Genomic DNA, 14,040 nt, shown 5'->3' with positions numbered 1-14,040 from the left:
GATTTAAAGTAATCGCCCTTGCGACTTGTTTGAGTCTGCCTCAGCATTCATTTGTAAGCGCTGGCGCTCAATAAATTCTTTTAAGGTATCAATTCCGCGCAATTGCAAAATCGTATTACGTACTGCCGCCTCAACTAGTACGGCTAAGTTGCGACCAGCAGCTACCTGAATCTTGACTGTACGAATCGGTACCCCCAATACATCAATATGCTGAGCTTCTAAGGGCAATCTTTCAAATTCACCATCAGTTCTACGCACAAGTTGAACAATCAGGCGTAGCTTCAGTTTTCGGCGTACTGCTGTTTCGCCAAAAATAGTGCGAATGTCTAACAAGCCTAGTCCACGAACTTCAAGCAAGTTACGCAGAATGACTGGGCATCGACCCTCGATATAGTCTGGTCCCAATCTAGCAAAATCTACAGCATCATCCGCTACCAAACCATGGCCACGAGAAATCAACTCAAGACCTAGCTCACTTTTACCTAGGCCAGACTCACCAGTAATCAAAACTCCTAAACCCAAAATATCCATGAACACACCATGCATCGTAATTTGAGGCGCGCCAATTTTGGTTAAGTAAATGCGTAGATGATCAATGACTTCAGCTGCAGAAATATTCGTAGTAAATAGCGGTGTAGAGGTGCGCTGGCAAAAAAGTTGTAAATCAGGATCTACTGATTTGCCATCGGCAACAATCACGCAGGGAGGCATCTTTGAAATTAAGTCTGAGATTTGTTCTTGTTTTTGTTTTTGCTCAAGCGCTGCATGGTAATTAATCTCTTGCTCACCAAAGATCTGAATACGGCTAGGATGAATGAGGTTTAAGTGACCCACTAAATCTGAGCTGGCCGCGGCAGCCTTCAGTGCTTCAGATGGAAAAGCGCGATCAGCACCCTCTAAGCCGGCGATCCAAGATAGCCTTAGATCAGAAACATTGTCATCAAAAATCTGCTGGGCGGTTACTCCATCTAAGATTAAGGGCTGTGTCATTGTGGTAAGCCCCATTGTTGGAGAAACTCACATACCTTTTGGGGTTCGTTTGAGGAAGATAAAAATTGACGAGCATCTGCATCTGACAAAAGCTGTGCGATCGATGACAAAATCTCGAGATGTTGTTGAGTTGCTTTTTCGGGCACAAGTAAAAAAATCAAAATGGATACTGGCTCGCCATCAGGGGCTACAAAGTCAATCGGATTTTTGAGCTTCATGAAAGCGGCGATGGGCTGCTTAAGACCTTTAACGCGTCCGTGGGGAATCGCAACACCAGCACCTAGAGCGGTAGATCCTAAATTTTCACGTGCGTTGAGAAAGTCGACAACCGCACTGGAATCAATACCAGCATGCTTAGAAAATAACTCCCCTGCGGCTGCAAATGCATCAGCTCTGTTATTGGCAGGGCTATCTAATGCAATGCAGTCGAGGGTAAAAAGATTGGTCAGGGCATTCATGTCAAATGATTATAGGTGTCCTGACGAAGCTACTTACTCAAAATGCTTTTCGTGATGGTGATTTTGGATCTTTTCCTTATGCTTGACGACTTGACGCTCGAGTTTGTCAACAACGGAGTCCATCGCATGGTACAGATCCTCGTTATGTGCTTCAGCGAATAGTTCCTTACCTTTTAGATGGAGTGTGATCTCAGCGCTCTGACGTAAATCCTTTTCTTTTGCGTTATCAACTATCAGAAAGGCTGAGGCATCAATCACGTGGTCAAAGTGCTTACGAATTTTAGCTAAGCCTGCCTCAAGGTGCGTGCGCATGGCGGGGGTAACTTCTACATGACGGCTATTAATTTTCAAATTCATTAGCAACTCCTTTGATTAGTGCGTGCGCATGCTCATGCCTGGGGTGCGCAGCAAGCCCCTGAAATTTTGGAGATATCGCTTGGAAAGGGAAATTCATGAACCTCCAGCGTATCAGCGAATCTGCTGAAAACCAAGAGGGGAAAGCACTTTTTTATCGGATTGGAGGCCAAGAGGCCCAACCAGCTTACATCCGGAAGTTTTCGCCTAAATAAACTCTACGAACGGCGTCGTTTTGAATAATTTGATCCGGCTTGCCTTCAGCTAATACGCTGCCTTCGCTGATGATGTAGGCGTGATCACAAATACCTAGAGTTTCGCGAACATTATGGTCGGTAATCAATACGCCGATTTGACGGTCACGCAAAAAGCGCACAATCCGCTGAATTTCCCCTACGGCAATAGGGTCAACACCTGCAAAGGGTTCATCCAGCAATATGAATTTTGGCGATGATGCCAATGCTCGGGCGATCTCCACGCGGCGGCGCTCACCACCAGAAAGAGAGAGGGCGGGGTTATCACGCAGGTGACTAATTTGCAGTTCACCAAGGAGTTCATCGAGGCGTTTAGCAATGTCAGCTTTGCTTAGTCGTTTTCCACCTTGTACCTGGAGCTCTAGTACAGCCTGAATATTTTCTGCCACGTTCAGCTTACGGAATACAGAAGCTTCTTGGGGTAGGTAGGAGAGACCCATGCGGGCACGCTCATGAATTGGGAGTTGAGTGATGTCAGCCCCATCCAAAACAATATTGCCACCATCTAAAGGCACTAAGCCCACAATCATATAAAACGAAGTTGTCTTACCGGCTCCATTGGGCCCTAGAAGGCCAACGACCTCACCGCATCTTACTTGTACGGATACGTCTCGAACCACTGTTCTAGAGCCATAACGTTTCTGCAGATGGTGTGCAGAAAGGGTTGGGAGATTATCGGTTTGAGCTAAATCCGCTGTCATTTCTCTAATGTGGCTTTTCGTCTTGGTGAAAGGATTGCTCTTGCCACTGGCAGATCATCCGGCTTGGCATCTTTGGGGGGTATAACTCGATAGTACTGCTTTATATCATCGTATTCAATTTTCCAACCCTTGAGCTGATCCAACATTTGCATATTGAGTAGGCGCTTCAGGCTGGCATCACCGGTGAGTGTGAGTATTTCAGTTTTTGCATCATAGGTTGTATATACGCCTCGACCTTGCATAAATTCATTAGCAAGCCCTTCGCGACGCTGTCTAAAGGTAGCAACAACTTCAGGCGTCCCTTTGATATCAATAAATTCATAACCCTCTGGATCAATTCGAATCTGCCCATCTTCCCCTGTGACAACAATGCTTCCCTTTACCAGGAGTATGTCACCATTGAGGTCATATATTTGTGTAGTGTCATTACCAAAAACTTTTTCAGCTTCAAGGATGATGGGTTTATCTTGATCCGCTTTTTCTGCGTGAGCAACATGAAGGTTGCTGAAACCTAGTAACGCTGACAAAGCCAGAGCACCACGCAAGAATACTTTTTGGCTCAGCATCTTATTGAGCTTCCTTAGGCGCACGTTCAATGCGACCCTTTACTCGACCAGACAGTCTCATACTTTGATCAACGTTATTGAAAGTGCCTCCGTCGTTAGAGTTCATGATCGACATGCCTTGCTCGAGCGTAACGGGCTTGTTCGTTTCAATAATGTCATCATTAATGAATACTTTGAAATAGCTAGAGGAGGCCAGCATTCTCAAGCTTGCTGCTTGGGTTTCGGTTGCCGGTTGAGCAGGACGAAAGATTTCAGCATTGTCATATAAATCCATGATGGTGAGATCGCCATCTAAATGACCAGTATCCGCTTTGACAGTAACTGGCGCCTTATCCGTTTGGAATAGTCGCATCCGCGGCGTCAAAATATCAATCGATGCATCATCATCGTAGTGGATGAGTTTTTTGCCCATCACTCGATATTTAGTAGTGCCTAATTCATTTAAGGCGGTCAAAGTACCCACTTCAATGGTGTAGTCGGGCTCGTGTAGACGGACTCGCTCAGTAGTCGACTTTTCTTGTGGCGTGTTTTTTTCCACTAAGTAAAAAGTGGTGAGCGTTAATAAGCCCATCAATAGCAGCGGCGTTAGGCCGAGCAAGGTGCGTAAGATACCTACTTTGATTTTTTGAGAATTCAAAGCCATTGCTTACTGACGAGCCTTATTAAGAAGGTCTTCATAGCGGTTTTGTGCCTTAAGAATGAGATCACATACTTCGCGTACAGCACTGTTTCCGCCTGAATGAGTAGTCACATAGTGAGCAAATGCTTTCACTGCTTCATGCCCTTGGGCTGGACAAACTCGAAATCCAGCATTCTTCATCATGGCAAGATCAGGCCAATCATCACCCATCACGGCGCAATCGCTTGCACCTAACCCCAGCGCCTTTAGAACCTCATCTAATGCGAGCGCTTTATTTTCAACGCCCATGTGAACGTGTTTAATTCCTAACTCTTCGCAGCGCGCTAAAACCATTTTAGAATTTCGGCCTGTGATGATGGCAGTAGGAATACCAGATTGCTCTAATAATTTGATGCCTAAACCATCCTGAATATCAAACGCTTTTAAAGCTTCCTTGCCATCGCTGCCAATCCAAACTTGACCGTTGGTGAGAACGCCATCGACATCGAGTACCAATAGCTTGACATTCCCCGCACGCTCCCAGGCTTGTGGATATTGGGTTTCAGGGTTGGTGATGTGGGTACCAAAAGCGTTAGGCATGATTTAAACCAGGGTATTAAATAACTTTGGCTGCAAACAAGTCATGCAGATTCAGTGCTCCTAAGAGGCTTCCTGAAGCATCAGTCACTACTAGTTGGTTAATACGATGCTTCTCCATCATCTCAATCGCCTCTTCGGCAATGAGCTCAGGCGGAATGGTGCGCGGTGTAGAAGTGGTGGCATCTTTAATGGTGACGCCATCAAGATTGCTTGTTTTTTCTAATAAACGACGCAAGTCACCATCAGTAAAGATCCCATTGACTTTGTTTGCTTCATCTAAGGTGATGACCATGCCCATGCGTTTAGCAGTCATCTCTAGTAAAGCATCTTGTAGTGAGGCCTTGATAGAAATTTTTGGTGTGTCATCAAAAGAGCGCATGACTTCACTCACATGCATTAACTGTTTGCGACCCAAGCGGCCACCTGGATGTGAGCGAATGAAATCTGCTGCTTCAAATCCTCTGGCATCTAGTAAGGCAACTGCAAGTGCATCACCCATAGCCAAGGTGGCAGTAGTGCTGGTGGTTGGTGCTAGATTTAAAGGGCAGGCTTCTTTTTCTACACTGGTATCAAGATGGGCATCTGCCAATTTAGCGAGTGAGGAGTTTGGCGCGCCTGTTAGGGCAATTAATTTGGCACCCGTACGCTTGACGATGGGAACAATCGTGAGCAGTTCTTCCGTCTCTCCCGAATTGGAGAGTGCTACAAAAACATCATCACGAGTCACCATGCCTAAATCACCATGGCTGGCTTCAGCGGGGTGTACAAAAAAAGCAGGGGATCCGGTCGAGGCAAAGGTAGCTGCAATCTTGCGGGCAATATGGCCCGATTTGCCTATTCCAGAAACCACAATGCGGCCTTTACAGCCATGTAAGAGATCCACAGCCAAAACGAGGGCATCTGCACCGGCGCCTTCAAGGCGATCACGCATGGTTTGCAGTGCTGCAGCCTCAATAGTGAGGGTGTCACGCGCAAGCTTTAGGGTTCGTTCACGAGTCTTAGCTATCATCGAGTAAGTATATGCCGTCAGTCCTTCAGTTAACTCTCATTCTCTTGGCCTCTGGTGTGGCCGGAGTGGTTATTTTCCGCTATTTTGGCTTACCCCCTATTTTGGGCTATTTGGCCATTGGCGTCTTGATTGGACCCCACGCCCTAGGTTTGGCAAATGATTCGGCCACCGTCAAGTATTTAGCGGAATTTGGGGTGGTTTTCTTGATGTTCTCCATTGGCCTGGAATTTAACCTTCATAAGCTAAGGGCAATGCGCGGGATCGTTTTTGGTCTTGGCGGAAGTCAGGTGGTCTTGACGATGTTGTTGGCCGTTCCGGCCAGCCTTCTCATGAACTGGATTTATCCCATTTCTTGGCATGCAGCTATTGCTTTAGGTGGTGCCTTAGCGATGTCCTCCACTGCAATTGTGACCAAACTGATTTCTGATCGCTCTGAGTTAGAAGCAGAGCATGGACGTAATGTGGTCGGTATTTTGCTGTTCCAAGATTTGGCAGTGGTCTTCTTATTGATCTTATTGCCTTCCTTGGGAAAAAATTCTGCCGACCTATTTGTTGCGCTAACAACGGCCTCAATCAAAATCATGATTGCTCTGGTGCTGATTTTCTTCATCGGCCAAACATTGATGAGTCGCTGGTTTAAGTTAGTAGCCAAGCTACGCTCACAAGAATTATTCATGCTGAATCTCTTGCTCATTGTGTTGGGTATGGCCGGTTTAACAGAGCATTTTGGTTTGTCACTCGCGCTCGGCGCATTCCTTGCAGGCATGTTGATTTCGGAAACGCCCTATCGTCATCAAGTTGAGGAGGACGTCAAACCATTCCGTGACGTTCTGCTCGGACTCTTCTTTATTACGATTGGCATGTTGTTGGATTTCAATGTCATTCGTGAGCAGTGGGTCTTGGTTTTGCTGCTGCTGATTGGCCCCTTGTTATTTAAGTTTGGTTTGATCGCCATTCTGTCTCGCGCCTTTGGTTCAAGCCTTGGCGTGTCGATTCGCACCGGCTTATGTTTGGCACAAGCCGGTGAATTCGGATTTGTATTGCTCAATCAAATTGACGGCTTGGACTTAATTGATCCGGTATTAAGTCAAGCGGTATTGGCGGCGATGTTGCTCTCGATGTTCTGTGCGCCATTCTTAATTGAATATAGCGATCGTATAGCGATGCGTTTTTCTAGTAATGAGTGGCTATTGCAATCACTAGCATTAACGCGTGTTGCTGCTAAAAGCGTTCGTAATGAGAACCATGTCATTATTTGCGGCTTTGGAAGATCTGGCCAAAGTTTGGCACGCATGCTGGATCAAGAAAAGATTCCTTATATTGCTTTGGACTTAGATCCAGATCGGGTGAAAGAGGCTGCAGCTGCCGGTGACAATGTAGTTTACGGTGATGCTAGTCGTGAAAATTATTTAAATGCAGCAGGCCTTAATAGAGCCAAGGCTGTCGTGATTACCTACGCTGATACTGCCGCCAGTTTGCGCGTTCTAAGACAGGTAGAGCATTTACGTCCCGGCATGACAGTACTGGTACGTACACGAGATGATGCAGATATTGCCAAGCTACAGGCAGCTGGCGCAACTGAAGTAGTGCCTGAGCTCATTGAAGGTAGTTTGATGATTGCCTCCCATGTTCTATTAATTATGGGTGTACCCATGCGTAAGGTGGTTAGAAGAATTACTACTGCAAGAGAAGAGCGCTATAGCTTGTTGAGGGGCTACTTCCGCGGGTCAGCTGATGATGATTTTGGTTCTAATGAATCCTGGAGATTACACTCGATTACTTTGTTACCAAAATCCCAGGCAGTTGGTAAAACCTTGGGCGAGCTCCATCTAGAGAATGAGGGCGTCAGCGTTCAGGCTGTGAGACGCAAGGGTAGCAACGCTGATTATGTGAAACTCCCCCTATCACCCGATTTGCAATTAGAGGCCAATGATATTTTAGTGATCTCAGGCAATTCAGAGGCGACCGATTTAGCAGAAGCTAAATTACTCTGAGATCGGTTTATTTCTTTTTCTTGGCAGGCACAGCCTTACGAGTCAATAGTGGCGCCAAGTAGTGGCCAGTAAAGCTCGCCTCATTCTTAGCAACCTCTTCTGGAGTTCCTGTGGCGATAATCTGGCCACCGCCAGCGCCGCCTTTGGGTCCGAGGTCAATAATCCAATCCGCTGTTTTGATCACATCTAAGTTGTGCTCAATGATGACGATGGTATTACCTTGTTTCTTCAAAGTCTGAATCACAGTGAGCAAGAGCTGAATATCATGGAAGTGCAAACCGGTTGTTGGCTCGTCGAGGATATAGAGTGTTCTGCCGGTATCGCGTTTAGATAGTTCAAGTGAGAGTTTGACCCGCTGTGCTTCACCACCAGAGAGGGTTGTGGCACTTTGTCCAAGCTTTACATAACCCAAGCCTACGTCTAGCAATGTTTTGAGTTTGCGTTTGACAACAGGGACTGCCTCGAAGAATTCATGCGCTTGTTCGATGGTCATCGATAGCACTTCATGAATGTTTTTACCTTTGTAGCGAATATCTAAAGTTTCGCGGTTATAACGCTTGCCATGACAAACATCACAAGGCACATAGACGTCTGGTAAGAAATGCATCTCCACTTTAAGAACGCCATCACCTTCACAGGAGTCGCAGCGACCCCCTTTCACGTTAAAGGAGAAGCGACCAGCTTCATAGCCGCGCTCACGTGAAGCAGGTACGCCTGCAAAGAGCTCTCTAATTGGCGTAAACAGCCCGGTGTAGGTTGCTGGATTTGAGCGAGGAGTTCTACCAATCGGTGATTGATCAACACTAATTACTTTGTCAAAGTACTCAAGGCCTTTCATGGTGTCATGCGCTGCTGGCTCAGCGTTTGAGCCATATAAGTGTTGCGCTACTGCATGGTGCAGAGTGTCATTAATCAAAGTGGATTTACCAGAGCCTGAAACACCCGTAACGCAAGTTAATAATCCAACTGGAATCTTGGCATGAACTGATTGCAGGTTATTGCCGCGTGCACCAATGATTTCTAAAAAGCGATCATTTACCGGAATCCGTTTTTCAGGAACCGCAATCGCTTCGCGTCCTGCTAGATAAGCTCCAGTGAGCGAGTTGGGATTGGCCTCGACTTCGTCAGGAGTACCTTGTGCCACCACTTCACCACCGTGAATGCCAGCACCAGGGCCGATATCAATAACCCAGTCAGAGGCACGAATCATGTCTTCATCGTGCTCTACAACTAGAACGCTATTACCAAGGTCACGCAAATGTTTGAGAGTCCCAATAAGGCGATCATTATCCCGTTGATGCAAGCCAATAGAGGGTTCATCTAGAACATACATCACGCCCGTGAGGCCAGAGCCAATCTGGGATGCAAGGCGAATACGCTGCGCTTCCCCTCCAGACAGGGTATCGGCGCTACGCTCAAGTGAGAGGTAGTCAAGACCAACGTCATTCAAAAAGCGAAGACGTGCGCTGATTTCTTTTACGATTTTGTCAGCGATCTCTCTTTTTGCGCCTTTGAGTTCAAGGGCTTCAAAATATTCTTTCGCTTCCTTCAGAGGTAAAGCACTGATTTCATAAATGGCGCGAGATTGTTTTTTCTCACCCACTTTGACAAAGCGCGCCTCTTTACGTAAACGACTGCCATTACATGCTGGGCAAGTTTGAACATTCTGATAGCGCGAGAGTTCCTCGCGAACTGTCATCGAGTCTGTTTCGCGGTAACGTCTTTCAAAGTTCGCAACTATTCCTTCAAAAGCGTGTTCCCGAATACTGTTTTTACCGCGCTCATTAATGTATTCAAATGGGATGGTGATATCGCCCGAACCTAATAAGATCAAGTCTTGCTGTTTTTTGGATAAGGTCTCAAACGGCTTTTCAACATCAAAGCCACCATGCTTAGCAAGAGTCTGTAATAGCTTGAAATAGAACTGATTGCGACGATCCCAACCTTTGATGGCACCAGACGCTAGCGATAAATCAGGATGAGCCACGATGCGTTTGGGGTCAAAGAAAGACTGATGACCTAGGCCATCGCAAGAAGGGCAAGCGCCCATGGGATTATTAAAAGAGAAGAGACGAGGCTCTAGTTCTTGTAATGAGTATGAGCAGACTGGACAAGCAAACTTGCTTGAGAAAATCATCTCTTTGCCAGTATCCATGTCCACAATCATTGCTTTACCATCTGCTAAACGCAGAGCTGTTTCAAAAGACTCAGCAAGACGTTGTTGAATATCTGGACGAACTTTAATGCGATCTACTACGACTTCAATAGAGTGCTTATCGTTTTTCTTAAGCGTTGGCAGTTGGTCAACTTCAAAGATTTCTGCTTTAGCAGTATTAGTGGTGCCGCCACCAGAGCGAACTCTAAAGCGCACAAAGCCTTGTGCCTGCAGGTCTTGGAAGAGATCTACGAATTCGCCTTTACGCTCGCTGATGACTGGCGCCAGAATCATGAGCTTAGTATCTTCGGGCATTGACAGTACGGTATCCACCATTTGTGAAACACTTTGCGCTTCTAATGGCAGGTCGTGATCTGGGCAGTGAGGGGTACCCGCGCGTGCAAACAACAGTCGGAGGTAATCATGAATCTCGGTAACCGTACCTACAGTTGAACGAGGGTTATGACTGGTTGCTTTTTGTTCAATCGAAATTGCTGGCGATAAACCTTCGATCGTGTCGACGTCTGGCTTTTCCATGAGTTGCAAAAACTGACGTGCATAAGCAGACAGTGATTCAACATAGCGTCGCTGACCTTCGGCATATAAGGTATCAAAAGCAAGAGAGCTTTTGCCAGATCCAGATAAGCCAGTGAGAACGACCAATTTCTCTCTAGGGATATCTAGATTGATGTTTTTGAGGTTGTGGGTGCGGGCACCGCGGATCTTAATTTCGTTATTCATGATTTTTTAGCGTAACTTGTTAATATAGCTCTTTCCCATGAATTCTTCTGAACTTCGCTCCACTCTGGCCTTAGCAGGCATCTTTGGCCTCCGTATGTTGGGCCTTTTTTTGCTTTTGCCCGTTTTTAGTATTCACGCCAAAGACCTACCCGGTGGCGATCAAGCCTTTCTAATAGGGCTTGCATTGGGGATGTTCAATATTGTCCAGGCTTGCTTTCACATTCCCTTGGGCAGGCTTTCTGATCAAATCGGCCGTAAAAAGGTGGTTCTATGGGGGCTGTCCCTATTTGTCGCGGGCGCCTTGATTTGTGCAACTAAGGATGATTTGCTGTGGATTGCCATTGGTAGGGGTGTCATGGGTGCTGGAGCAATTTCTGCTGCTGTTTCTGCATGGGTTGCTGATCTGACTCGTGAGCAGGTGCGCAGCAAAGCAATGGCCTTAGTGGGTGCCAGCATTTCTCTTTCATTTGCCATTTCCCTCGTGGTTGCCTCCCCCCTTTATCGCATGATTAGCTTAAGTGGCATGTTTGTGGTCCTGGCATTCTTGGGAGTAATAGCGATGTTGGTGGCATATTTTGTATTGCCAAGCAATATGCCTGAAGTAAAAGTGAAACAAGAGACGCTAAAAGTCGTGTTTCTTCGACCAGAGCTCATGCGCTTAAACGTTGGTGTATTTGTATTAAACGCCACCCAAGTAGCCATGTTTTTAGTGGTGCCCCGTTTATTAGAGCAAGCAGGCTTTCCACTCTCTGCGCATTGGCAAATTTATCTCTCAGTTGTTTTACTTTCTTTTGTATTTATGGTCCCTCTTTTAATTTACGGCGAGAAAAAACAGCGCATACGACAAGTGCTATTGATTGCCATTATTTTTCTCTTGGCCGCAGAGATTATCTTTACGCAAGCTTCATCCGTAACTCTTATCGCTATCGCATTATTGGTTTACTTTGTGGGCTTTAATCTACTAGAGGCTCTACAACCATCACTAGTGACTCGTTATGCAAAAGAATCAAAGGGAACCGCTTTGGGTGTTTACAACACTACACAATCCATCGGCCTCTTTTCAGGTGCATTACTAGGGGGTTATTTAATGGATAGCCATGGTGATTTATCAGTCTTTGTAGCGGGTGCGGCCATGTTAGTTGGCTGGCTTATAATTGCTTGGTCGATGGGTGAAATGCCAAGCAGAGCAACAGAATCAAAGGATGTAGCCCTAAAGACATAGCCGTAGCTGGATTGATTTAATTAAAGTAAGTAGTTCATTTTTGAGTAGTAATAACAGTAGTATTTTTCTTCGGGAGACAACATGGCTTCGGTAAATAAAGTCATCATCGTAGGTAACGTAGGACGCGATCCAGAAACACGTTACATGCCAAGCGGCGACGCCGTTACAAATATTTCAGTAGCAACATCTGATCGTTACAAAGACAAGCAAACTGGTGAAATGAAAGAAACCACAGAATGGCATCGTGTTGCCTTCTTTGGAAAGCTTGCAGAAATCGCTGGTCAATATCTTAAAAAAGGTTCACAGGTATATGTTGAAGGTCGTTTGCGTACGCGTAAATGGACTGATGCTAGTGGCCAAGAAAAGTATTCAACCGAAATCGTGGCAGAAACCATGCAAATGCTTGGTGGTAAGCCTGTAGGTGGCGGTGGTGATGGTGGCGAAAGTTACAGTCGTTCTAAGCCTTCTGAGCAATCAGCACCAGCAGCTTCAAACGCTGCTTCACTCGGTGCCATGGATGACGACATTCCGTTTTAAGTAACACTGCATTAATAAAAAACCCCTTCTAGGAATTCCTACAAGGGGTTTTTTATTGCCGCAATCTTTTAAATCATTACTGACGGGCGTGACGAGTATTGTCAGGCCAAGGAGCATTGTGATCTGTGCGGAAAGGGTTGATATCAAGTCCTCCGCGTCTGGTGTAGCGTGCATAGACTGATAGCTTGTCAGGCTTGCATTCACGTTTGATGTCGCTAAAAATCGTTTCAACACAATGCTCGTGAAACTCACCTAATTGCCTAAAGCCAATCAGATAGCGCAGTAATCCTTCTTCCAAAATCGGACGACCTTGGTAGCGAATTTGTACGCTAGCCCAATCAGGTTGGCCTGTGACGGGGCAATTGGATTTGAGTAAATGAGAAACAAGACATTGCTCAATGGGGCCAAAGTCTTCATTAACACCCAGTAAAGAGGGATCGGCTGGAATACGCGGATCAATCTCAATATCTAGACGATCCAATAAAACCCCACCCATTTCTTGCATACCCTTTTTGGCAATCGTCTCGTTTGCTTGGATACGCGCAGTGATCTTGCTGCCGGCTGCTGCAGATAAATCAGCGATCAGTCGTTCACGTAGTTCATTTTCATCAGCAAAGTACGCATTGTTGAGGCTGTTGAGGTAGAGCTTGAAAGATTTTGATTCAATCATGTGCGGTGAATCTGCCGGAATCTGAAATTCAGCTAAAGCGATTTGAGGTTTACCTTTAGGGTTTAACCAACTCAACTCAAATGCATTCCAGATATCAACACCGACAAATGGCAAGGCTTGATTTTCTTTGATGCCTAATTTCAGGCGGTTTTCTGTACGCGGAATCTGAAAGAGCAAGCCTGGATCATATTGATCTGGATATTGCGTGGACTGACCGAGTGGTAATGTAGCCATGGAATAAAAAAAAGTGAATGCTACTTATTTTTGGGTTTGTTAGAAACGCCAGAGACAACGTGTCCTGTTGGGGCGACGCTAGCAGCAGATTGGCAATGGCCTGTTTGATCATCAAAGAAAAAGTCCGGCTCGAATTCGCGTAAGAATTCACTCTTGGATAGGCCACCCAAGAACATGGCTTCATCAACATCCACGCCCCATGCCATAAGGGTCCGAATGGCACGTTCATGCGCGGGTGCTGAGCGAGCTGTGACTAAGGCGGTTCGAATACGCATGCCGTTTTCACTGGTAGAGCGCTGAAGTCTATGTAGTGCTTCTAGCAAAGGCTTGAAGGGTCCTGGAGGCAAAGGGATATCGACTTTTTTACTTTCGTGGTCAACAAAAGCCTCTAATCCCTTTTTCTGGAATACCTGTTCAGCTTCATCAGAAAACAGAACGGCGTCTCCGTCAAATGCAATGCGGATTTCTTTAGGATGTGACTCAGCTGTTTTGCTTGACTCTGGATAAACCCGTGCAGCTGGAAAGCCTGCATCAATGGTTGCTCTCACATCATCTTCATTAGCAGACAAAAAGAGGTTGGCATGCAATGAACGCAGGTAGTGATAAGGAGGTCGGCCACGTGTAAATACGCCACGCTCAAGATGCAAGCCATGGTGTTCGGCGGAGCGGAACACACGTAAGCCGCTGACTGGGTCATTGCGCGAAAGAATCACCACCTCAACACGCTGTTCACCTTCTTCATTAAAAGCAAGGAGCTTCTTGACTAGGGGGAAGGCCACACCTGTCTGGGCTGCCTCACCTAGACGCTCTAACTGTAGCTTCATGTAGGCGCTGTCATCAGCAGATTCAAAGATGCGATTCTCCTCTTCAAAATCAAAGAGTGCCCGCGATGAAATCGCTACAACAAGTTTTCCGGTCAGTGTGTATGACATCTTA

The 14,040-nt window shown here is 46.2% G+C and carries 14 protein-coding genes; 3 read left to right on the top strand and 11 right to left on the bottom strand.

The window, feature by feature from the left end; all coding sequences use genetic code 11:
• Nucleotides 1–3: 3 nt before the first annotated feature.
• From hprK to ICN41_RS06115, 8 genes are all read right to left on the bottom strand, one after another.
• Complete coding sequence (gene hprK / locus ICN41_RS06150) at nucleotides 4–990, bottom strand: HPr(Ser) kinase/phosphatase (RefSeq protein ID WP_216292017.1); 987 nt, start codon at nucleotides 988–990, stop codon at nucleotides 4–6.
• Nucleotides 987–1,448: a PTS sugar transporter subunit IIA gene (locus ICN41_RS06145; RefSeq protein WP_216292016.1), complete on the bottom strand. Its 462-nt coding sequence runs from the start codon at nucleotides 1,446–1,448 to the stop codon at nucleotides 987–989. The genes hprK and ICN41_RS06145 overlap by 4 nt, the downstream gene beginning before the upstream one ends.
• Before the next feature lie 33 nt (nucleotides 1,449–1,481).
• On the bottom strand, nucleotides 1,482–1,805 hold the full coding sequence (gene hpf / locus ICN41_RS06140) for a ribosome hibernation-promoting factor, HPF/YfiA family (RefSeq protein ID WP_216292014.1): 324 nt from the start codon (nucleotides 1,803–1,805) through the stop codon (nucleotides 1,482–1,484).
• A gap of 184 nt (nucleotides 1,806–1,989) precedes the next feature.
• Nucleotides 1,990–2,757, bottom strand: coding sequence for an LPS export ABC transporter ATP-binding protein (gene lptB, locus ICN41_RS06135; RefSeq protein WP_216292012.1), 768 nt, complete (start codon nucleotides 2,755–2,757; stop codon nucleotides 1,990–1,992).
• Nucleotides 2,754–3,323, bottom strand: coding sequence for an LptA/OstA family protein (locus tag ICN41_RS06130; RefSeq protein ID WP_216292011.1), 570 nt, complete (start codon nucleotides 3,321–3,323; stop codon nucleotides 2,754–2,756). Before ICN41_RS06130 ends, lptB begins: the two co-directional genes overlap by 4 nt.
• Before the next feature lies 1 nt (nucleotide 3,324).
• Nucleotides 3,325–3,966 (bottom strand): LPS export ABC transporter periplasmic protein LptC, encoded by a 642-nt coding sequence (lptC, locus tag ICN41_RS06125; protein WP_216292010.1) that lies wholly within the window; start codon nucleotides 3,964–3,966, stop codon nucleotides 3,325–3,327.
• A 3-nt stretch (nucleotides 3,967–3,969) separates the two neighbouring features.
• A complete protein-coding gene (locus ICN41_RS06120) occupies nucleotides 3,970–4,542 on the bottom strand; it encodes an HAD family hydrolase (protein ID WP_216292009.1) in 573 nt (190 codons plus the stop codon).
• A gap of 16 nt (nucleotides 4,543–4,558) precedes the next feature.
• The gene (locus ICN41_RS06115; protein WP_216292008.1) at nucleotides 4,559–5,551 is read right to left on the bottom strand and encodes an SIS domain-containing protein; all 993 of its coding nucleotides are present in this window, start codon (nucleotides 5,549–5,551) and stop codon (nucleotides 4,559–4,561) included.
• A gap of 11 nt (nucleotides 5,552–5,562) precedes the next feature.
• Between ICN41_RS06115 and ICN41_RS06110 the strand changes: the two genes are divergently transcribed.
• Nucleotides 5,563–7,545, top strand: coding sequence for a monovalent cation:proton antiporter family protein (locus tag ICN41_RS06110; protein ID WP_216292006.1), 1,983 nt, complete (start codon nucleotides 5,563–5,565; stop codon nucleotides 7,543–7,545).
• 7 nt (nucleotides 7,546–7,552) lie between these two features.
• Here the strand turns inward: ICN41_RS06110 and uvrA are convergent, their stop codons facing one another.
• Nucleotides 7,553–10,441 (bottom strand): excinuclease ABC subunit UvrA, encoded by a 2,889-nt coding sequence (gene uvrA, locus ICN41_RS06105; RefSeq protein ID WP_216292004.1) that lies wholly within the window; start codon nucleotides 10,439–10,441, stop codon nucleotides 7,553–7,555.
• A gap of 37 nt (nucleotides 10,442–10,478) precedes the next feature.
• Here uvrA and ICN41_RS06100 point away from each other — a divergent pair, with 37 nt between their 5' ends.
• The gene (locus ICN41_RS06100; protein WP_216292002.1) at nucleotides 10,479–11,663 is read left to right on the top strand and encodes an MFS transporter; all 1,185 of its coding nucleotides are present in this window, start codon (nucleotides 10,479–10,481) and stop codon (nucleotides 11,661–11,663) included.
• A gap of 81 nt (nucleotides 11,664–11,744) precedes the next feature.
• The gene (gene ssb, locus ICN41_RS06095; protein WP_216218575.1) at nucleotides 11,745–12,200 is read left to right on the top strand and encodes a single-stranded DNA-binding protein; all 456 of its coding nucleotides are present in this window, start codon (nucleotides 11,745–11,747) and stop codon (nucleotides 12,198–12,200) included.
• A gap of 76 nt (nucleotides 12,201–12,276) precedes the next feature.
• On the opposite strand, the gene queF is transcribed toward ssb, so the two are convergent.
• Nucleotides 12,277–13,104 (bottom strand): NADPH-dependent 7-cyano-7-deazaguanine reductase QueF, encoded by an 828-nt coding sequence (gene queF / locus ICN41_RS06090; RefSeq protein ID WP_216292001.1) that lies wholly within the window; start codon nucleotides 13,102–13,104, stop codon nucleotides 12,277–12,279.
• 20 nt (nucleotides 13,105–13,124) lie between these two features.
• Nucleotides 13,125–14,036, bottom strand: a complete 912-nt coding sequence (locus tag ICN41_RS06085) for a 5'-nucleotidase (protein ID WP_216291999.1) — start codon at nucleotides 14,034–14,036, stop codon at nucleotides 13,125–13,127.
• Nucleotides 14,037–14,040 lie beyond the last annotated feature (4 nt).

Source organism: Polynucleobacter sp. 15G-AUS-farblos (assembly GCF_018882445.1).
In the GTDB taxonomy this organism is placed as follows: domain Bacteria; phylum Pseudomonadota; class Gammaproteobacteria; order Burkholderiales; family Burkholderiaceae; genus Polynucleobacter.
This window is presented reverse-complemented; position numbering and strand designations above follow the sequence as displayed.

What these genes read in the sequence shown, in the direction of transcription:
- hprK (WP_216292017.1), bottom strand. Translation starts at nt 990, where the DNA reads ATGACACAGCCCTTAATCTTAGATGGAGTAACCGCCCAGCAGATTTTT.
- ICN41_RS06145 (WP_216292016.1), bottom strand. Translation starts at nt 1,448, where the DNA reads ATGAATGCCCTGACCAATCTTTTTACCCTCGACTGCATTGCATTAGAT.
- hpf (WP_216292014.1), bottom strand. Translation starts at nt 1,805, where the DNA reads ATGAATTTGAAAATTAATAGCCGTCATGTAGAAGTTACCCCCGCCATG.
- lptB (WP_216292012.1), bottom strand. Translation starts at nt 2,757, where the DNA reads ATGACAGCGGATTTAGCTCAAACCGATAATCTCCCAACCCTTTCTGCA.
- ICN41_RS06130 (WP_216292011.1), bottom strand. Translation starts at nt 3,323, where the DNA reads ATGCTGAGCCAAAAAGTATTCTTGCGTGGTGCTCTGGCTTTGTCAGCG.
- lptC (WP_216292010.1), bottom strand. Translation starts at nt 3,966, where the DNA reads ATGGCTTTGAATTCTCAAAAAATCAAAGTAGGTATCTTACGCACCTTG.
- ICN41_RS06120 (WP_216292009.1), bottom strand. Translation starts at nt 4,542, where the DNA reads ATGCCTAACGCTTTTGGTACCCACATCACCAACCCTGAAACCCAATAT.
- ICN41_RS06115 (WP_216292008.1), bottom strand. Translation starts at nt 5,551, where the DNA reads ATGATAGCTAAGACTCGTGAACGAACCCTAAAGCTTGCGCGTGACACC.
- ICN41_RS06110 (WP_216292006.1), top strand. Translation starts at nt 5,563, where the DNA reads ATGCCGTCAGTCCTTCAGTTAACTCTCATTCTCTTGGCCTCTGGTGTG.
- uvrA (WP_216292004.1), bottom strand. Translation starts at nt 10,441, where the DNA reads ATGAATAACGAAATTAAGATCCGCGGTGCCCGCACCCACAACCTCAAA.
- ICN41_RS06100 (WP_216292002.1), top strand. Translation starts at nt 10,479, where the DNA reads ATGAATTCTTCTGAACTTCGCTCCACTCTGGCCTTAGCAGGCATCTTT.
- ssb (WP_216218575.1), top strand. Translation starts at nt 11,745, where the DNA reads ATGGCTTCGGTAAATAAAGTCATCATCGTAGGTAACGTAGGACGCGAT.
- queF (WP_216292001.1), bottom strand. Translation starts at nt 13,104, where the DNA reads ATGGCTACATTACCACTCGGTCAGTCCACGCAATATCCAGATCAATAT.
- ICN41_RS06085 (WP_216291999.1), bottom strand. Translation starts at nt 14,036, where the DNA reads ATGTCATACACACTGACCGGAAAACTTGTTGTAGCGATTTCATCGCGG.